The organism is Corynebacterium alimapuense (assembly GCF_003716585.1).
Classification (GTDB): Bacteria; Actinomycetota; Actinomycetes; order Mycobacteriales; family Mycobacteriaceae; genus Corynebacterium; species Corynebacterium alimapuense.
In genome coordinates this window covers 232,585-251,686 of record NZ_PTJO01000006.1, presented here as the reverse complement: position 1 = coordinate 251,686, position 19,102 = coordinate 232,585, and the positions used below count along the sequence as shown (strand labels likewise).

The following is a 19,102-nucleotide window of genomic DNA, read 5'->3' as shown; positions in this document are numbered from 1 at the left end:
TCCTTGGTGTAGGTGTTGGTCAGCGTCACCGCAGTGGTCTCATCCTTAACGATGGTCACGCTCTCCGGGGAGAACACACCACCCTCAAGGGCATAACCCTCAATCGACGAGTCACCAGTCTCTTCAAAGGACACCACAGTGCCCACCGGGAGGTCATAGTCACTCTCGGCAACTTCACCAGCAGTCAGAGCGAACTCCTCAGCCCCATCAGTCCAAGTAGCCGTGACATTAAACTCCTTGCCCTCAGGAAGCTCATCGCCATCCTGGAGACCTTCAACAACCTTCTTCAACGAGAACGAACCAACATCCCTGCAATCTCCGCCTCCGCCAAAGTCATAGTGATGCAATTCTCCACTGCTACCACTGGTGTCAATGTCGTTTGCAAACCATTGACCATTCAAGCTAGTGCTACCGACTACGTCGAGGTTCTTGCCCGGCGCCCACACAGCACCATCGGCAACATCTCCATAAGTAATATCGCCATCAAGATTACTAAAGTCGAAGAGTATGCCATGCGACAGAGTATGGTCAGTGCTTCCATTAACCGTAAAGTTAATATTTCCTACACGCTCAGTGCTGGCTGGAAATCTGATAATGAGCGGGTTATTTTTCAAATCAGAAGCTGACGCGCCAACGAGATCAATATCAAAATTCTGATCTATCGAGTTGCCACTACTATCGGCCTTATAACCGATGGGCAGTTCTATAACGTTAGGCTTCCCGGAGCCATCTAATTGCAGATCAGTGATTGTTGTGCTGTTAGTACCTACATTAAGCGTAGGCACATTAGCAGTGCCTGACCCTGGCTCTGAAGCAAAGAATGAATCTAGGTCATCATTTACAGACTCCTGATGACCTGACAAAAGGTTGTCGCCATTAAAGTAATCGCCTACTGAATTCTCATCCGTTTTAAGGTTCCCAGAATCATCTGGAACCCAAGCCTTGAGTTCAAGGTTTCCTTGTTCCAAATCTCCTTCGCCATTATTGGCGCGAAGATAACCTGGATCGTCATCTGTAGCACTTCGAGCCAAATAAGTGAAACCATCAACATCTACCAGCTTTGCGCCAGCATTCTGAGCATGCACATTGCCAGAAGGGGAACCTGCATTAGAAATATCGAAACTGTTCGTCCCAATAAAATGATCAGCAAGGATACGGACGGGTTTCCCATCGATAATGGGAACCTCATACTGATCGTTTCCGGCTTTATAGTGAACTACCGGGTAACTACTTAACCCCGATTGAATACTTCCAAACGCGGCCACTGAACCCTCGAGTTCAGAGTTTCCTAGAGTTACATCTCCAGTTCCAACTACAGTGAATCCGTTATCGTCACCCGGATAATCAAAAGGATTAAAGGCAACACACACTTCTTCATCCGTAGCTTCCTGCGCAGAGGCCGGCGAGCCGACCGCAACAACGCCGGTCACCACCAAAAATGATGCTGCTACCAGCCCAAAGGCTCGCCTCACCCCCCTACTTTGCATTCGGGAAGAATTAATTACTGATTTCACGTTCAATACCCCTCCATAGGTTACTGATATCGATCAAAGACACACTGACCCGCAGCCACAGTGGGACGCTTTCCCTGCGCAGCTAATGGTTCACCGTGGAAAAGATACCAGTTTCGCATAAATTCCACACGCAACCCCCGCACCTCGAGAGGCAGGTCACATAGTTTAAATTCACGTAAATAGTTTCTACAGAAACATACTTCACATTCATTATCTTTAATGGCCCAACAAACATCTCAACGGGAAGGCGCAACAAGCTCCCGGGGCAGGATTTAAGCAATAATGTCCGACAGGTGCTCCATTGGCGGGCAAATATCCCACTCGGAATCGTCACGCTCGAAGCATTCATCAGCCCGCAACATATTAGTACTAATTAATTCCCATTAGCATTAGGCGAAACTAATTCAGCTAATATCTGCCCCAGTGAATTCTGACCGCACTATTTGATCACTAAATTCTCTATCTGCCACCGTCCTAATTTCTCCAGAAACTATCGATCAATTAGGCCCACGCTGGGGGAATCCCTTGGCCGGCGACGAGCACCACGTCTTCCGCCAACAGCATCGCTAGCAAGATGCTCTTTGTTCTCTGCACGGACGAAGAATCTCTCAGCACTAACCCCTTGTTGAAGCCAACACCCATCGCCCACGTGCGCAAGGTGGGCGTCGAAAAGCTCAGAGAATGCCTCCTGAGATGAAGCTCACTCTGGGCTATCGCCATAGAGATGCACTGGCCAATGGTGATTGGAGGATAGTTAGAGATAGGTATCGCGATAAGCGCCAAGCACATCAATCTTCCACAAGACACATGACTCGAAATTTCCGAAACCTGCAGTACTGCCTCTCAATCATCTTCACGCGGTTGAGACAAGCTTCCATACGGATCAACCACTCCTAGGGGCCACCATTAAAGCCCATCCTCCCCATAAAAATGGTTGAACAGCTCCTCCAGAGACATATCCACGAGCACTACCTGGGCCGCTGCTGCCCGGTAGCACCCACAAAAACACGTGTGGCCCCGAATCCACTAGGGATCCGGGACCACAGGACTAGCTAGAGGTGAGCCTCTCAGCTCACGTTCTTGCTAGGAAGAAAGAAGATCTGAGGACAGCACTGACGGCAGCTGATCAAGGCTGCTGCCGGCTCCGGAGAACAGATCATACAAAGCGATGGACAGCATTCCGAAGAAGTCCACCACGGCGGAGCCGGTGGTCGTGATGTCTTCGATGACAATCGGTAGAGCAGATAGCATAAGAGCCTCCTACAAGGGATAAATGAAGCTTCAAGGATAGAGAGATGTAGTAGCAGAGGAGAGCTCAGATCTGGAAGATCTGAGCTCTCCTGCCTGATGCTCAACAGCTAAGTCCAGTTGAGCACCTGCCTAGAGGTGAAGAACCCCTCTAGGACTTGTTTTTGCGTCCACGCAGTACCAGCCACGCGCCGCCGATCAGCAACAGCAACCCGCCGCCAGCGACCCACGCCACATTGGCACCGGTCGAAGCAAGACCGCCGCCGTTAGAAGCGCTCGGGCTTGACGGGCTAGTGCTCGTTTCGGTTTCAGGCGAAGGAACACCCGGGTGACCAGGCGTACCCGGCTGAGTCGGCGTAGTCGGCTCAGTAGGTGTGCCCGGCTCGGTCGGGGTTCCCGGGGTGCCTGGTGTACCTGGCTCAGTCGGGATTCCCGGAACCGAAGATCCACCATCGAACGGTGGGATCGGAATCGGAATAATGATCAAACCATTGGAACTGGTCTCATTTTCTAGACCCAGGACTACAGGTTCTTCTGCGTCTCCGGTCAAGGTGACGACCACTCCGGTTTCCCGGTCTTCAAGATCAACAATCTCTGCCTGACCATTGGAGACAGCCCAGATCACATCGCCCCATTTAACGTTGGAGACTGCGGTCTCTGCACCGGTTTCGATGAAGGTGATCTCCGTATTGAGCGGGAAGTAGACCTTGTTGTCGATGACAGTCGCATCGCAGGCTTCAGTGGCAACAGCAGATTCACCTGGTACAACATTCAGCACACAGCTGGCCTCTTCTCCTTCAATATCTGTCCACAAAGCCGTGACCTGGAAGAAGGTCGAATCATCTTCCGCAACCTGATCACCCTTCGGACCGGTCACCATCTTGTCGATATCAACCTCGGTGGTCGGAATTGGACGGTTCTGAATCTGGACCTTAGCTTCACCATCGGCTTCAACCTCAACGGTATTGCGGTAGTCAGAATCACCGGCACCGGCCTCGACGTAGTAGTAAGGAGATGCCCAGTCGATTCCCGGAAGCGGCATCGGATCGATTTCTGCGAAGGTCACCACAGTGCCCTTCGGCAGTACCTTCATAGAGGTCCACGTGAAGTCATTCTCAGCGTTGAGAGTGATGATCTCACCCACTGCGGGGGAATCAATACCCTCGGGCAGCGGCGGATCGATGTTGTCGATGGTGACCTGGAATTGTGCATCTTCAGGCAGATCAGCATCCGAGACGCACTGCTCGTCCGTGTTCTCTTCTAGCTGTTGTTCTTGGATGGCGTCGCTGGCTTCGGAAGCTTCCGCCAATGCCTGCGCGAAGACCAGCGTTAGCGTGGCAATGATGAGCGCCCTGACACCGACCATCGTAATCAATGAAGCCCACGAAGGCACCTCCCCTCCACCAGATTGAAAAACACTGAACTTCGTATGTAGGTCCTTTCGTGATTAATCTGCGCTGCTTGTTAGCCCGCACCGATGGCTATGGGCCAGAAACCAGAACATGGCAGCTTCCCGCGCCGTGAAGGAAGCGCCTACTTTTCAAGCAATTGCCACGGTGGTTACTTGAATAGGATGAAAAATACCCAACACCCCGAGAGGAATACCTAACGGAAATATCAGGCCAAGCAGGGGTGAAGCCGCTCAGTACGGGGGAGAGTTTTAGTTGATTTGCACACAAACTCCACCCCTGCCAGCTACCCACAACCCACTTAGTGAGCTGCTCAAAAGGTCTGAATGCTCAGGATTGCCTCTCGCTCACAGCGAAATCACTGCCCCTCCCGGAAATCCGAATATCCCACCTGCGGCACCTTCCTCGCCACCACGCTCACCCCAAGGACTTTCACATCGCCAACGTCCAACGCCCCCCTACAGACAAACCCCACCAAATAGGACACAGCCCCCAACTACGGCGACAGACACCTCCGACGCCACCAGGGCCTGACACCCCCAAACGTGCCTTGCATTTCTTCTTAAAATCCCACCCAATGATGTAGTGTGGATCACATGTCACAGCGAGCACAGCTCCTTCTTTGCCGCGGCGGGTCCTAGTAGGTCAATACATGACCGGCACCCCGTCGCGGAGTTTGGTGTTGCCGGTCATGGACTCGCAGCAGCGCTACATTGGTTATTGACGTAGACGCTGAATCAGACAAAGAAGGAATGGTTCCAACCATGTCCCCGAATGACGCATTCATCTCCGCTCCCTCCGAGATCACTACTCCGGAAGGTAGCCGGCGCGAGAACCAGCCAGCTTGGAATAAGCAGCGCAACTCCTCCCAGCCGGTTAGCCGCTATCTCTCCTTCGCTGAAGAGGTCGAGGACATCACTCTGCCGGACCGCACGTGGCCGGATAAGAAGATCACCGCCGCCCCGCAGTGGTGTGCAGTGGATCTGCGTGATGGCAACCAGGCGCTGATTGACCCAATGAGCCCTGAGCGCAAGCGCCGCATGTTCACCCTGCTGGTTCAGATGGGTTACAAAGAGATCGAGGTGGGTTTCCCCTCCGCCTCACAGACTGACTTCGACTTCGTCCGCGAGATCATCGAAAAGAACATGATCCCCGATGATGTCACCATCCAGGTCTTGGTTCAGGCCCGTGAGCACCTGATTCGCCGTACTTTTGAGGCGTGCGAGGGTGCAAACAATGTCATTATTCACTTCTATAACTCCACCTCTGAGCTGCAGCGCCGCGTGGTCTTCCGCAAGGACAAGCCGGCCGTCAAGCAGCTGGCTGTGGACGCTGCTCATCTGATCAAGGGCATTGCCCAGGATTACCCCGGCACCAACTGGCGCTGGGAGTACTCCCCGGAGTCCTTCACTGGCACCGAGCTGGAGTTCGCCCGTGAGGTCTGTGACGCAGTCACTGAGGTCATGGCTCCGACCCCGGAGAACCCGATGATCCTCAACTTGCCCTCCACCGTGGAAATGATCACCCCGAACGTCTACGCCGATTCCATCGAATGGATGCACCGTAATCTGGCCCGCCGTGATTCGGTCATCATCTCCTTGCACCCGCATAATGACCGCGGTGAAGGCGTGGCCGCAGCTGAGCTGGGCTACCTGGCTGGCGCCGACCGCATCGAGGGCTGCCTGTTCGGCAACGGTGAGCGCACCGGCAACGTCTGCTTGGTCACTCTGGGCCTGAATATGCTCACCCAGGGCGTGGATCCGCAGATTGATTTCTCCGATATCCAACAGGTCCGCCGCACGGTCGAATACTGCAACCAGCTGCGAGTACCCGAGCGCCACCCCTATGGCGGCGACTTGGTCTTTACTGCCTTCTCCGGTTCCCACCAGGATGCTGTGAACAAGGGACTTGATGCAATGGCGGCACAGGTTAACCCCGATGCCGATAGCACCGAGGTCACTTGGGATGAGCTGCGCGGCACCACCTGGGCGGTTCCTTACCTGCCGATCGACCCCAAGGATGTTGGCCGTGACTATGAGGCCGTCATTCGAGTGAACTCCCAGTCCGGCAAGGGTGGAGTCACTTACATCATGAAGACTGATCACGGGATCAACCTGCCGCGTCAGATGCAGGTCGAGTTCTCCGGTGTGGTCCAAGCGGTCACTGACGCTGAGGGCGGCGAGGTCAACTCCAAGGGCATGTGGGACATCTTCGCCACTGAGTACTTGGACACCACGGCACCTTTGGAGCAGGTCTCCATCCGCGTCCACAATGCAGAGACCGACGAGGACGAGGCCACGGTCGTAGCCACCCTGATCAAGGATGGCCAAGAGGTCACCATCACCGGCGTAGGCAATGGTCCCGTCGCCGCCTACGCCAATGCACTAGAGCAGGTTGGCATCGATGTTGAGGTGCAGGATTACTCCCAGCACTCCCGCAGCGCCGGCGATGACGCTGAGGCTTCTTGCTTCATCTACGCCACCGTCGATGGCGCTCCAGCCTGGGGCGTAGGAATCGACGGCTCCATCACCCGTGCCTCACTGAAGGCACTGACCTCTTCGGTCAACCGGGCGCTGACAGCCAAAGCATCGATCCTGGCCGGCGGAGTCTAAGCCTTACTAGACACCAGGCAAGGCCCACACTAAACACTATGAACTGTTTAGTGTGGGGGCCTTTTTATTGCTTATCGACGCTCGATCCTCCCCCACCGGGGCAAAGCGCAGCGCGGGAGGAAAACGACACTAGCCCGGTACCTCCTGTGAGGAGGTACCGGGCTAGAACTGTCGAACTAGAACGGGTTTAGCTCAGAAGACTGAACTGATGAGAAGTCAGCCACGCTAGAGCCTGCGCCGGTGACCAGATCATAGAGCGCAATGGACAGCATTCCCATCCAATCAATGATGGCCGAACCAGTGGTCGTGATGTCTTCGATGACAATCGGGATCGGAAGTACAGAAAGCATAGAAATTCTCCTCAAGAGTCGATGTGTTCAAGCTCGGAAGTAGCAACAATGGGTGAGGCTTCCACAAGAAGCCTCACCCACCTTGCCTCAGTGGCCAGCGACTCTCACCGCTGGTCACCGGCCTAGTGCAGTGTTAACTGCTACTAGGACTGGTTCTTACGGTTACGCAGTACCAACCACGCACCACCCAGAATCAGGGCCAAAGCACCGCCAGCAATCCATGCAACGTTGGCGCCAGTGTTAGCCAGCCCGCTGTCTTGGTTATTGACATTGTCAGTGTGCTCGGCTTCCTTCTCCGGGCTAACCGGCTGACCCGGCTTACCTGGGTAAGAGGGCGCACTCGGAGTACCTGGGGTACCCGGTTCAATCGGATCACCTGGGGTGGAAGAACCAGGGAAGTCTGGCAACTCCGGGAGCGGGATCGGAATGATGATGAGACCGTCGGAGCTGGTCTCATTCTCTAACATGACCGCATGAGAATCCTTGGCTGAATCCAAGACCACAGTTGCGTCCTTGGATAGGCCCTCCCCGTCTACAACTCCCTCGCCAGACCAGATGATATCGGCCCAGCCAACATTGCTCACGGAAGTGGAAGCACCGACCTCAGACAAAGTGATCTCAGTGTCTAGTGGCAAGCCACTGACCATCACAGGTTCACCCGGCTGCACGGTGAATTCCTTCGAGTCTTCGAGGCCGGCGGCATCGGTCCAGGTGGCCTTGATTTGGAACAGAGCATCTGGATCATCAGTTACTGCCTGCCCCTTCACTCCGGTCACCTTCTTCTCAAATTCGACCTCTGAAGGCGCGACGGTGAAGGTTTGTGCCTCATCCTCGGGATCATCATGCGCAGTAACTACCTCACCAACCTTGTTGCCTTCACCATCAGCCTGATAGAGGTACTCAAAGACAACCAAGTCCTGACCGGCATAAGCAGCAACATCCTCGGCAGAGATCTCGAAAGTCACACCCACAGAACCATCAGCAGACTCAGGAGTAAACGTCTCAGAAGCCGTGATACCCGTAGCCACACCAGCAGGGGTATAAAGCTCACCCTCAAGCAGATAGTCCTGATCAACCGTCAGATTCTCATACTCAACAGTGTCAACAACCGTGCCACCGGTCAGCGGCAACACCTTCTCTTCAGAACCATCAACCGCAACCGACGTACCAATCAACGGCCCACCCGGCTCTTCACCATTTTGATCATTCCGGACGGTGAAGGTTTGTGCCTCATCCTCGGGATCAATGTGCTTAGCAACTACCTCACCAACCTTGTTGCCTTCACCATCAGCCTGATAGAGGTACTCAAAGACAACCAAGTCCTGACCGGCATAAGCAGCAACATCCTCGGCAGAGATCTCGAAAGTCACACCCACAGAACCATCAGCAGACTCAGGAGTAAACGTCTCAGAAGCCGTGATACCCGTAGCCACACCAGCAGGGGTATAAAGCTCACCCTCAAGCAGATAGTCCTGACTAACCGTCAGATTCTCATACTCAACAGTGTCAACAACCGTGCCACCGGTCAGCGGCAACACCTTCTCTTCAGAACCATCAACCGCAACCGACGTACCAATCAACGGCTCATCCGAAGATGGGTCACACGGAGTGAATTTTCCAGTAAAGGGAACGTGATGCTGCTCGCTACCAGCAAGGTTGCCGGATGCGACGATAATATTGCCATCAACGTTAGAGCTGTTCTTGTCAAAGTGCGCATTAGGCGCCAAGACGGAACCGGTGATCGAGTCACCATTGAGAGACAGCTCGGTTGCCTCGTGGAAGTTCCACAACATGCTCGAGCCGTTAGAACCTGGGTCTACACCAGCAAGATTCGTCTTAAAATCGATGTTTGTACCAGAAACATTGATAAACAGGGGAGTCGCCGAAGATGGTCCATTTCGGAACGTAATCTCGCTGAAACTGTTGAACTCAGCACCGTCAAGGTTCCAGATATTCTGGGTATTTTCCTTGAGCTTGACGAAAGCCTTGCCCCCGTCGATCCAATAGGCTGGACCATCACCCGCTGCGTTTTCGTTGTCTACCTTCTCGAGGGTATTAGACGCTTGGCATTCAGCCTGTGATTGCTCAGCAAGCTCATTGGCTGCTTCTACAGCCGTACCTTGGACAAACAGCGGATCAAATTTTGCAGCGTCATAGGCAACATTAGCAGCAGCGAAGCCGTTGGCGTTCAGCTGAATTCTCGGAGTCCCGTTCTCGTAGGTTTGATCCTCAGGAACAACACGAATTGGAACGCTAGCGTTATTTGAATCCTCATCTAGAGCATCACTGCCAGTGAGATTCAAGCTGAGAGGCAGGTCACCAACCCCGAGGTTCTCACCAGGATTAACCTGGTGAGTGCCTGTACTGTCACCCCAATCAATCCCTCCTTTAACAACAAGTGCAGCGGGAGAATTCGGTTGTTTAATGATCGTCTGCGAGCCGTCAAAGCTGAACTTTCCGCCAACCGCGACTGGCCCTTCAGATTCCGCGATGATGTGGAGATCGTCAAACGCGACGACGTTATAGCCGATGTAATCAGCAATGGGGTTGTACGGGGCCTCGGCTGCTGCGGCCGAAGGCGCAGTGACGAACTGCATTCCAGCGATAGCGAGGAAAGCGGCAATGCTCAACGCAAGGACTCGCTTCACCCATCCTGAAAATTCCGAAGTACGAGTGAAATGCTCAAGCATGCCCAACCGCCTGCTCTTCGCCACGTTGCAAGAGATGATTCTTGCCCATATTTGATCCCTTCTTCTGTTCACACTTTGAGACATTCCCAGGAAATTCTTAGAATATCGTCAGGGTGGAGCATCACTTTTGCCAGGAGCGCAGATTAAAGTCCGCGTTTCACGACCGGACCTTAGCCTCTTTTGGATATTTATGCATAGATATCACCTAATGTTTTCAGAAACTAGCGCGCATTCTCCCGCTCCGCACGACATGCCCGCCAAACTAGAATCCCCTGCATAACCGCACCTATATTGCATAAATTAGTATTGGCCCCACCCCCAGCCCCACTGCCCCCACGGCCTTAAAGTCCAGAGAGCAAAACATTTTCCCTACCCACTATTTGGGGGGTAGTTGATTCAACAATCATGATTGAGACCTAGATTTGTTTGCAAAATATCACGTTGATTATATTTATTCTCAAAATATCCACAGAAAACACTCTCTGGTGCCCGCAACGCCCCCAGGCCCCACATAGCCATTAATCAGGCGCTACAGATTAGACTCACGACAATGACCATGTCCCACGGCGAGCACCTTCCGAACCCCGACGCTGTCGGCGCTACAACTACCGCCGCTACGGCCAGCCTGAGCAACACCACCGATTTCCCCTTCGTCGCAGTGACCCTTCAGACCACGGGCATTCATCCCAGCACCGCACATGTGGTGGCAGTGGACGCGATCACCTTCGATGACGCAGGTGCCACCGGCGAGAGCTTCCATGCTGTTATCAACCCGGGTACTGATCCCGGCCCGCAGCATTATCACGGGCTCAGCGCGGAGGAAATCGCCCAGGGGCAACGTTTCTCGCAAGTGCTCAAAGCCCTCGACCGGCTCTTAGACAACCACACCCTCATCGTCCATAACGCACCGCGAACATGGGGCTTTATCGTCGCTGAGGCACGCCGGACGATGAACGCTGCGGCCCGTTCCAACCGCTCACGCGGTCGGGGTCGGGGACGGCGCCGGCGGCAACGGGTGGGCCATGTCCCCCGCCCCAGCGCGATCGTCGATACGTTGGCTACCGCCAGGCGGCAAGCTCTCACGCTTAAAGACACCCGGCTAGCTGGGCTCGCCGCTGCCTTGGACCTGCCAGCTACCTCCCCGGTGGCTTCTGTGGAACGGGCGCAGCGCCCGGAACAAGAAACCTCCCGGGAAGCGACTCAACTACTCATCAGCGTCGCTCGGGCGCAGTCTCAACGCGGAACCATCGCCTCGCGCACCCCAGATGAGCTCCGCGCCGATCGCTTCGGGTTGCAGCGCTCCCATGTGCGCATCGACGCCGTGGAGGCCCCGCGTCCGCTGGACAACCCCGGCACCTACACTCCGGGCCGCTCCTTGATTCGGGGGATGGAGATCGTCGTCGCCCCGGAAATCGAGCTTGATCCCAATGACATCATTGAGGCGTGTATGCGTGAGCAGCTGGCTTATTCCGAAAAGCTCACCCGACAGACCTCAGTGGTGGTGTGCAATGAAACCACCGATCTCCAGGGCAAGGCCATGCACGCCGCGCGCAAGGGTATTCCACTGTTATCTGATGTGGCATTCATCGCCGCCGTGTCGCGGGTGAAGGATCAGCCCGCCTCCTAGGTCTAATGTGGTGGCATGAGTCCTTCACTTAAAGGTGCCCTGCGCCGCCTGCGATTAGGTGCGGCCTCGACCGCAGCCACGCTGGCCACCACCGCATCCCGGCTCTCCGGGCGCGGAGCTGGCGGCATGATCGGCGGCTTGGTGGCCAATGCCATTGACCCGACCATCATGGCCAAGCTGGGTGCTGATCGCCCAGCGGTGCTGGTCACCGGCACTAACGGCAAGTCCACCACCACCCGGATGTTGGCTGCCGCAGTGGGTAGCCACTACCAGGTCGCCACCAATGAGGGCGGCGACAATATGGATGCGGGCATTATCTCCGCGCTACTGGCGGGCAAAGAAGCCTCCCATTTGGTTCTGGAAGTCGATGAGCTCCACGTGCCGGCTGCCGCAGACAAGCTCAACCCCAAAGCCTTAGTCTTGCTCAATCTCACCCGCGATCAGCTCGATCGCGTCGGCGAGATTAATAAGATCGAACGCGCCCTGCGCGGGGCCGTGACCGCGCATCCCGACATGTTGGTGGTGGCCAACTGCGATGACGTATTAATGACCTCAGTGGCCTATGACGCACCCAACGTGGTCTGGGTATCAGCTGGAGCCGGTTGGATCGGCGATGCTATCTCGTGCCCGCGCACCGGTGGCCACATCGTCCATGAGGGTCATGATTGGTGGGCGATGAAACAGCTCCCCGATGGCCGCGAGTTCCGTCGCCCCACCCCCACCTGGACCATTGCCGATGACGGGGTGGTCTCCCCCGCTGGAGAATGCCCGCTGGAGCTTAAGCTGCCCGGCCGAGCCAACCGCGGCAACGCTACCCAAGCCATTGCCGCAGCGGTAGAAGCATTCCAAATCCCCTTGGCCGATGCAGTCACCGCCGCCGAGAGCGTCGATGATGTGGCCGGCCGTTATTCCACCGTCCGGCTGGGTGAGCGGGAGATTCACCTCCTGCTGGCCAAAAACCCGGCTGGCTGGCAAGAAGCCTTATCGATGGTCGATCGTTCCGCCGATGGGCTGGTCATCGCCGTCAACGGCCAAACCGCCGACGGCGAAGATCTCTCCTGGCTCTGGGATGTGCGCTTCGAGGACTTCGGCGACCTCTCGGTCAAAGCATCCGGGCAGCGCGGCACCGATCTGGATGTACGCCTGACCTACGCTGATATCGATCATGAGTACCTCAAGGATCCACTCGCCGCGATCCTGGCCTGCCCGGCTGGCCGCATCGAGGTACTGGCTAATTACACCGCCTTCCGAGATCTGAAAAATGATCTGACCAAGGCACAGCACAAGGAGCTGGAGCAGCATGACTGATCGTTTGCATATCGGACTGATCCTGCCTGATGTCTTGGGCACCTACGGCGACGATGGCAACGCCCTCGTGCTGCGCCAACGCGCCCGGATGCGCGGGATGGAAGCTGAGATCCATTCAGTCAAGCTCGGCGAGCCGATCCCAGAGGGGCTGGATATCTACTGCCTCGGCGGCGGCGAGGACACGGCCCAGATTCTGGCAGCAGATCATCTCATTGCCGACGGTGGGCTCACCCGTGCAGCGAGGAATAATCGACCGATCTTTGCGGTCTGTGCTGGCCTGCAGGTCCTTGGTGAATCCTTCCGCGCAGGCGGGCGGATTGTCGATGGAGTCGGACTGCTCGATGCCACTACTGCCGGCCTTGAGGTCCGCGCCATCGGTGAAGTCACCAGCACGCCCACCCAAGTAGGAATCACCGCCGAGCTCACAGAACCGCTCACCGGCTTTGAAAACCACCTCGGCGCCACCGTGTTGGGAGCTAGCGCGCACGCGTTGGGCCGAGTCAACAGCGGCACCGGCAACTGTGATGTCGCCGCTGCTGCGGACCTTTCCGATGGCCCCCGCCAGCGCTTCGCTGAGGGTGCTGTGCAGGGCAGCGTCATCGCCACCTATATGCACGGTCCGGCACTGGCTAGAAACCCCCAGCTGGCGGATCTATTGACCGCCAATGCGATGGGTATAACCCTGGCAGATCTGGAACCACTAGAGATCCCAGCTATCGACCGGCTGCGCTTAGAGCGACTGCACTAGCCGCCCACTCCCGGGTCAGGCTAAATGGTCAATCGTCCGCTTAGTGCCCGGGACAAGGTCAGCTCATCGACGAACTCCAAGTCCCCGCCCAGCGGCATGCCAGAGGCTAAGCGCGAGACCCGCAGATCCGGGAAATCGCGCAATAGTCGCGCAAGATAAGAAGCCGTAGCCTCGCCCTCGGTGTTGGGATCAGTAGCCAAGATAACCTCGTAGATCTCCGGCTGGGAATCATGCAGCGGGGCAGCTGGAGTGGAATCAGCCAGTTCACGGTCTGGCAACACCCCACCAATGCGTTGGAGCAAGGTAGAGATAGTTAGCTGCTTGGGACCAACATTGGCCAACGGGTCCAATGCTCCACCCAACACGTGATAGCGGCCGTTATATTCGCCGGTGCGTTCAATAACTTGAATGTCTTTGGGCTCTTCTACCACGCAGATCATCCCTCGGTCCCGGCCAGAATCGGCACAAATCCGACACACTGACTCCCGGGAGACGTTGCAGCAGATCCGGCAAAACGACACTCCATCACGCACTCCCTCAAGTGCGGAAGTGAGCCGGTTGAGATCATCCGGCTCTACGCTGAGCAGGTGGAAGGCAATACGTTGAGCGCTTTTAGGCCCCACCCCGGGCAACCGGGAAAGCTCATCAATGAGGTCCTGGAGCGGTCCTTCAAACACAGTGCGTCCCGATGCCTTTCCTTAAAACGGATCAAAAAAATGGAGTAATCTCCATCGAGCTATCAGGGTAGTACCCGGCCCCGACTAGGGCCGAAACACCTGCTTGATGCAACGCACGTTAGTAAATTAGCCCAGCATGCCGCCGAAGGGGTCGCCGCCACCGCCCTGTGCCAACGGGCCCATCTTCTCTTCAGCCAAGTCGCCGACCTTGTTATGCGCATCTGCGAAAGCGCCAGCGATGAGATCCTGGAGGGTATCAACATCTTCTGGGTCAACTACCTGCGGATCGATCGCGACGTCGGTGACCTGGCCGCCGCCGGTCATGGTAACGGCTACTAGGCCGTTGCCGGCGGTGCCGGTGACGGAGGTGGCGAGGATTTCTTCCTGGGCCTGCTGCAGCTTGACCTGCATTTCCTGGGCCTGGGCGAGGATCTGGGACATGTCCGGCTGAGTCATGGTGTGGCCTTTCTTCGGGGTGATTGACCCGGCCAGTCTACCGATTCACAGCTTCTTGGCGCCGAGTTCGTGTTCCAACATCTCAAAGGCAATGGTCCGCGCGTCTCGACGATCGTAGGTACCAGGCTGTTTAGCCTCTTCAACCATCATTTTCTCCTCTTCCCGCAACGAGGTCTCCGGGTTAGCTCTCGCCGGAGCACTTCCCTGGGCACCTACTGAGGACATCGCGGACCCAGCCCCGCCGGTGGAGGTCGCAGAGGCCGCGTCGGCAGCACCTGTGGGCATAGCACCCGCGCGCATTGGGTGCTCCTCTTCTGGCGTGCCTGGGTGATCTTCTGGCTCCGGCGGCAGGGGGATCCCGTTATCAAAAGCTGGTCGATTTGCCCGATCAGCCATCTTGGCCCGACCGCGTTCCACTGCCGCTTCCCACGGGCGCGAAGGAGTAGCTTTCGGTGCTGGTGCCGCCGGGGCGGCCGCGCTCGGTGCCGGCTGTGTATTCGCCGGCGCGGGCGCAGTGGCAGGGTTAGCTCCGCCTAGGGTGCGTGGTCTCCCCCACGCTGAAGTCGGCTGTTGAGCTGGTTGTTGGGCCGGTCGTTGGGATTGTCGCGGCCTCTCTGGCTCCTCGGGCGGCTCGGTCGGTTCCACCTGCCCACCAGCCTGCGGGGTGGCCGGTTGGCGGCCAGGGGCATTCGCTGGCTGCTTAGCTGACAAATTATTCAGTCCTGCGGCCGCGACATCAGTGCCGATCACGCAACGAACCTGAAGTGGCCTGCCAGCGGCCTCCGAGACCACCGCAGCGATGTCAGTGTTTTTGGACTGCTCGTTGAGCCGTTCGGCCAACGCGCCAGTGTTATGGCCGATAACCAGAATGTCCTGGTCAATCCCGAGGATATGGGCCTCGGCGAGCATAATCCCGGCGATCTTATTACGTTCGCCGATCTTGGCCCGAAGCTGCAGCCACCGTGAGCGCAGTTTATCTGCCAGCTGTGCCGGATCAGATTCGGCTTCCGTCGCCTGACCTGTTGCTGGAACTGGAGCCTGCGTTGGAGTCTGCTCTTGGGCCGGCGTCTGCTCTTGGGCGGGTTCCTGCGCAGCCTTAGGCTGCGGCTGGGGAGCAACCTGCGAAGAAGCCTCGGGCGCAGGAGCCTGTTGAGCTGCTTGGACAGGTGCAGATGGTTGCGCGGGTGCAGGTTTCTGCACAGGTGTCGCTACCGCGGCAGCTTCCTGAGCCGGCTGCTGAGCTACTGGCTTCGGTGCTGGTTGATTGACCGGAGTGCTCGGCTGAGCGGGTTGTTCCGGCGGAGTTTGGGACTGCGCCTGGGCAGCTTGTTCGCGAGCCCGGCGCGCAGAAGGCCGCTCGAAGACTTTGCCGGAAGCTGCTGGTGATTGAGCGTTTGTCCCGTGACCGGCTGACTGAGTTGGTGTCTGCTGTGGTGCCTGCGGAGTAGCTGCTGGCGCTACCCCACCGCCAGCTACCGGCTGGGCGGGCAATAACAGGTGTGCGCAGAGGATTTCCAGCAACAGGCGTGGCGAGGTGGCTCCGCGCATATCTGCAATGCGCTCATTAACGGTGGTGGCCAGATGCGCGATCTGGGCAGCGCTGAAACTAGCCGCCTCTTGACTCAAGATCTCTACCCGATCAGCAGGGGCATCGACCAGCCCCAAGGCAAAGGCATCAGGGACTGCCTGCAGGATCATCAGATCGCGCAGTCTCTCCAGCAGATCCTCGACGAACCGGCGTGGATCGTGTCCAGCTTCAATGACGTTGTCTACAGTGCCAAACAGCTCGGCGTGGTCGGCGGTGGCGAGCGCATCCACGGCGGCGTCGATAAGCGAAAGATCGGTCACCCCCAGCAACGGCAAGGCGATCTCATAGGTCAAGCCCTGCTCACCGGTACCAGCGATGAGCTGGTCGAGGATAGAAAGCGAATCACGCGGGGAGCCACCGCCGGCCCGAATGATCAACGGATAGACCGCATCATCGACGCTCACCCCTTCGGCGGCGACGGTGCGTTCCAACAGCCCACGCATCGCCTGGGGGGTCAACAATCGGAACGGATAATGGTGGGTCCGCGAACGGATCGTGCCGATGACCTTTTCCGGCTCCGTGGTGGCGAAAATGAAGATCAGGTGCTCTGGGGGTTCTTCCACGATCTTGAGCAAGGCGTTAGCGCCCTCACGGGTGACCATGTGCGCCTCATCGATGATGAAGACGCGGTAGCGGGATTCCGCCGGGGAGAAATAGGCACTCTCCCGCAGGTCTTTCATGGCATCGACGCCACGGTTGCTGGCCGCGTCCAGCTCAACGACATCGAGATTGCCCGGGCCACCAGGGGCCAGAGAAATACACGAAGGGCACTGCCCACACGGAGTAGAGGTCGGCCCCTCGATGCAGTTAAGGGAACGAGCCAGGATGCGCGCGGAGGAGGTTTTACCGCAACCACGCGGCCCGGAGAAGAGATAGGCGTGATTGATCCGGCCAGAATCTAACGCGACCGACAGCGGTCGGGTCACTTGTTCCTGTCCGACGAGGTCACGGAAGGATGCGGGACGATATTTCCGGTAAAGAGCCACGACTGACAGCCTACCTGGGCTCTTAGCGAGACCAGTCCAGAAGATCCACGCCCAGCTCACCGAGTTCTCGCTGCAGTGCCCCAGCACCCTCTTCCACCGCGAAGGCGTACTCAGAGTCAGTGAGCAGGACCAATTGCAACGCCACCGTCAATCGGTCATCTTCGGTGATCTGCGGGACCTCCCCGCCCCACAAATAAGGCGGAATAAACAAGCCATGAGCAACGGTGAACCCACTCAACCCGGCGCGCTGCCCCAACTGCGGCAACATGGTGCCAGGTTGGGCGGGCACAATCCCACCGGCATCTTTGAGCATGATCGCTGCAGCAGCGAGCACATCAACCAGTTGCTGCTGTGGCGCACGTGCCACCACCAGCAGTTCTGAGCGCACCGGGAGCTCAGTTTCTAGTTCCCGAAGGCCAGTATCTAGCTCAGCGACATCGACGGTGGCAGCCAGAAACTGCCCTTGGCCTAGCTCGGCGGTGACCGCGGGCAAACCAGCGGAATGACCAGAGACAAGATCAGCAGGAATGATCTGGTCGAGCCAATAGGCGGTTTCCTCAATGTTCATCGCTGCCGCACTCCTGCGCTAGACCTCGAGCTTTTCGATGGCCGCGAGCAGCACACAAGTGGCCACCCCATCCATCGCCAGCTCTAGTTCCGCAACCGGCGGCAGGGAAGGTGCCAGACGGATATTGCGGTTATTCGGGTCATCTTTCAACGGGAAGGAAGAACCGGCCCCGGTCAAAGCGATACCGGCCTCCTTAGCCAACTCCACCACCCGTGAGGCGGTGCCATCAATGACATCGAGGGAGATGAAGTAGCCACCCTCTGGCTTGGTCCACCGCGCGACCTCGTACTCGCCGAGGCGATCCTGGAGGATCTCCAGCACGCGGGTGAACTTCGGTGCCAGGGAGCTGGCGTGCTGGCCCATGACGGCCTTGATTCCGGCCACATCGCCGAAGTAGCGCGCATGTGCCAGCTGGTTGACCTTGTTCGGGCCGATGCCGCGCACGCTGGCGAGCTTGAGGTACCAGGCCAGGTTCTCGTCCGAGGAGACAAAGAAGCTCACGCCAGCGCCAGCCATGGTGATCTTGGAGGTCGAAGACATCATCCAGAACCGGTTGGGGTTGCCGGCTGCTTTGGCAAAACCCAACACGTCATAGATCGGCGGGAACTGATCAGTCAGGGTGTGCACTGCATAGGCGTTATCCCACACAATGCGGAAGTCTGGGGCAGCGGTCTCCATTTCGGCCAGCTCGCGGCAGACCTGCTCGGAATAGGTGGTCCCGGAGGGGTTAGCAAACACCGGGACCGTCCACATGCCCTTGACCGAGGGGTCTTGGGCCAGGGCGCGCACGGCGTTCATATCGGGGCCGTCCTCGAGCATCGGGACGGTGACCATCTCAATGCCAAGGGTCTCGGTGATGGTGAAGTGGCGGTCATAGCCGGGCACCGGGCAGATCCAACGGACCTTCTCCTCGTCCTTCCACGGACGCACCGAATCATTGTTGCCAAATAGGCTCGACCAGGTCAACAGGTCAAACATGATGTTCAGGGAAGATGAATCGCCGGCAATGAGATTATCGACGTCCACCCCGATCAGCTCAGCCCACAGCTCCCGGATATCCCGGATGCCCTTGAGGTTGCCGTAGTTGCGCACATCCGCGCCATCGGCGTCGGTGTGATCGCCTTCTCCAGGCAGTGCCAGCAGGCGCTCAGCGAAATCGAGCTGCTCTGCGGAGGGCTTTCCGCGGGTTAAATCGAGCTTGAGATTCTTCGTCTTCAGCTCGTCATAGTCCTGGCGCACCTGCGCACTGAACTCTGACAGACGGGTGGAATCAAAGTCGAGGAGCGTCACTTGAGGGCCTGCCTTCCATTAGAAACATGGT

General features: G+C 57.3%; 14 protein-coding genes. 4 read left to right on the top strand and 10 right to left on the bottom strand.

Going from position 1 to position 19,102, the window contains the following annotated elements:
• The 3 genes from C5L39_RS10460 to C5L39_RS10450 all read right to left on the bottom strand — a co-directional run.
• A partial coding sequence (locus tag C5L39_RS10460; protein ID WP_197714741.1) for a DUF5979 domain-containing protein occupies nt 1-1,514 on the bottom strand: 1,514 nt, incomplete at its 3' end.
• Between the two features lie 1,083 nt (nt 1,515-2,597).
• Entirely contained in the window at nt 2,598-2,765 is a 168-nt protein-coding gene (locus C5L39_RS10760; RefSeq protein WP_165858039.1) for a hypothetical protein, read from the bottom strand.
• A 148-nt stretch (nt 2,766-2,913) separates the two neighbouring features.
• Nucleotides 2,914-4,155 carry an LPXTG cell wall anchor domain-containing protein gene (locus C5L39_RS10450; RefSeq protein WP_165858038.1) on the bottom strand — a complete coding sequence of 414 codons (1,242 nt, stop codon included), beginning with the start codon at nt 4,153-4,155 and terminating at the stop codon, nt 2,914-2,916.
• A 780-nt stretch (nt 4,156-4,935) separates the two neighbouring features.
• On the opposite strand from C5L39_RS10450, the gene leuA reads away from it, so the two are divergent.
• Nucleotides 4,936-6,783, top strand: coding sequence for a 2-isopropylmalate synthase (leuA, locus tag C5L39_RS10445; protein ID WP_123048834.1), 1,848 nt, complete (start codon nt 4,936-4,938; stop codon nt 6,781-6,783).
• Between the two features lie 176 nt (nt 6,784-6,959).
• Here the strand turns inward: leuA and C5L39_RS10755 are convergent, their stop codons facing one another.
• Nucleotides 6,960-7,133, bottom strand: a complete 174-nt coding sequence (locus C5L39_RS10755) for a hypothetical protein (RefSeq protein ID WP_165858037.1) — start codon at nt 7,131-7,133, stop codon at nt 6,960-6,962.
• A 143-nt stretch (nt 7,134-7,276) separates the two neighbouring features.
• The gene (locus tag C5L39_RS10440; RefSeq protein ID WP_165858036.1) at nt 7,277-9,823 is read right to left on the bottom strand and encodes a choice-of-anchor A family protein; all 2,547 of its coding nucleotides are present in this window, start codon (nt 9,821-9,823) and stop codon (nt 7,277-7,279) included.
• Between the two features lie 550 nt (nt 9,824-10,373).
• Between C5L39_RS10440 and C5L39_RS10435 the strand changes: the two genes are divergently transcribed.
• Genes C5L39_RS10435 through C5L39_RS10425 form a run of 3 tightly spaced genes read left to right on the top strand, consistent with a single transcriptional unit; the run spans nt 10,374 to nt 13,506 of the window.
• The gene (locus tag C5L39_RS10435; RefSeq protein ID WP_123048832.1) at nt 10,374-11,450 is read left to right on the top strand and encodes an exonuclease domain-containing protein; all 1,077 of its coding nucleotides are present in this window, start codon (nt 10,374-10,376) and stop codon (nt 11,448-11,450) included.
• A 15-nt stretch (nt 11,451-11,465) separates the two neighbouring features.
• On the top strand, nt 11,466-12,758 hold the full coding sequence (locus C5L39_RS10430; protein WP_123048831.1) for a Mur ligase family protein: 1,293 nt from the start codon (nt 11,466-11,468) through the stop codon (nt 12,756-12,758).
• Nucleotides 12,751-13,506, top strand: coding sequence for a type 1 glutamine amidotransferase (locus C5L39_RS10425; protein ID WP_123048830.1), 756 nt, complete (start codon nt 12,751-12,753; stop codon nt 13,504-13,506). Before C5L39_RS10430 ends, C5L39_RS10425 begins: the two co-directional genes overlap by 8 nt.
• A gap of 20 nt (nt 13,507-13,526) precedes the next feature.
• On the opposite strand, the gene recR is transcribed toward C5L39_RS10425, so the two are convergent.
• The 5 genes from recR to C5L39_RS10400 form a co-directional block, all read right to left on the bottom strand.
• Nucleotides 13,527-14,183, bottom strand: coding sequence for a recombination mediator RecR (gene recR, locus C5L39_RS10420; protein ID WP_123048829.1), 657 nt, complete (start codon nt 14,181-14,183; stop codon nt 13,527-13,529).
• 126 nt (nt 14,184-14,309) lie between these two features.
• Nucleotides 14,310-14,639, bottom strand: a complete 330-nt coding sequence (locus C5L39_RS10415; RefSeq protein WP_123048828.1) for a YbaB/EbfC family nucleoid-associated protein — start codon at nt 14,637-14,639, stop codon at nt 14,310-14,312.
• A 45-nt stretch (nt 14,640-14,684) separates the two neighbouring features.
• On the bottom strand, nt 14,685-17,213 hold the full coding sequence (locus C5L39_RS10410; protein ID WP_123048827.1) for a DNA polymerase III subunit gamma and tau: 2,529 nt from the start codon (nt 17,211-17,213) through the stop codon (nt 14,685-14,687).
• 22 nt (nt 17,214-17,235) lie between these two features.
• A complete protein-coding gene (locus tag C5L39_RS10405) occupies nt 17,236-17,781 on the bottom strand; it encodes a suppressor of fused domain protein (RefSeq protein WP_123048826.1) in 546 nt (181 codons plus the stop codon).
• Between the two features lie 18 nt (nt 17,782-17,799).
• Complete coding sequence (locus tag C5L39_RS10400) at nt 17,800-19,071, bottom strand: aspartate aminotransferase type Ic (RefSeq protein WP_123048825.1); 1,272 nt, start codon at nt 19,069-19,071, stop codon at nt 17,800-17,802.
• Between the last annotated feature and the right edge of the window lie 31 nt (nt 19,072-19,102).

Excerpts from the sequence above, each read along its gene's own strand:
- C5L39_RS10760 (WP_165858039.1), bottom strand. The coding sequence starts at position 2,765 with ATGCTATCTGCTCTACCGATTGTCATCGAAGACATCACGACCACCGGC.
- leuA (WP_123048834.1), top strand. The coding sequence starts at position 4,936 with ATGTCCCCGAATGACGCATTCATCTCCGCTCCCTCCGAGATCACTACT.
- C5L39_RS10755 (WP_165858037.1), bottom strand. The coding sequence starts at position 7,133 with ATGCTTTCTGTACTTCCGATCCCGATTGTCATCGAAGACATCACGACC.
- C5L39_RS10440 (WP_165858036.1), bottom strand. The coding sequence starts at position 9,823 with ATGCTTGAGCATTTCACTCGTACTTCGGAATTTTCAGGATGGGTGAAG.
- C5L39_RS10435 (WP_123048832.1), top strand. The coding sequence starts at position 10,374 with ATGACCATGTCCCACGGCGAGCACCTTCCGAACCCCGACGCTGTCGGC.
- C5L39_RS10430 (WP_123048831.1), top strand. The coding sequence starts at position 11,466 with ATGAGTCCTTCACTTAAAGGTGCCCTGCGCCGCCTGCGATTAGGTGCG.
- C5L39_RS10425 (WP_123048830.1), top strand. The coding sequence starts at position 12,751 with ATGACTGATCGTTTGCATATCGGACTGATCCTGCCTGATGTCTTGGGC.
- C5L39_RS10415 (WP_123048828.1), bottom strand. The coding sequence starts at position 14,639 with ATGACTCAGCCGGACATGTCCCAGATCCTCGCCCAGGCCCAGGAAATG.
- C5L39_RS10405 (WP_123048826.1), bottom strand. The coding sequence starts at position 17,781 with ATGAACATTGAGGAAACCGCCTATTGGCTCGACCAGATCATTCCTGCT.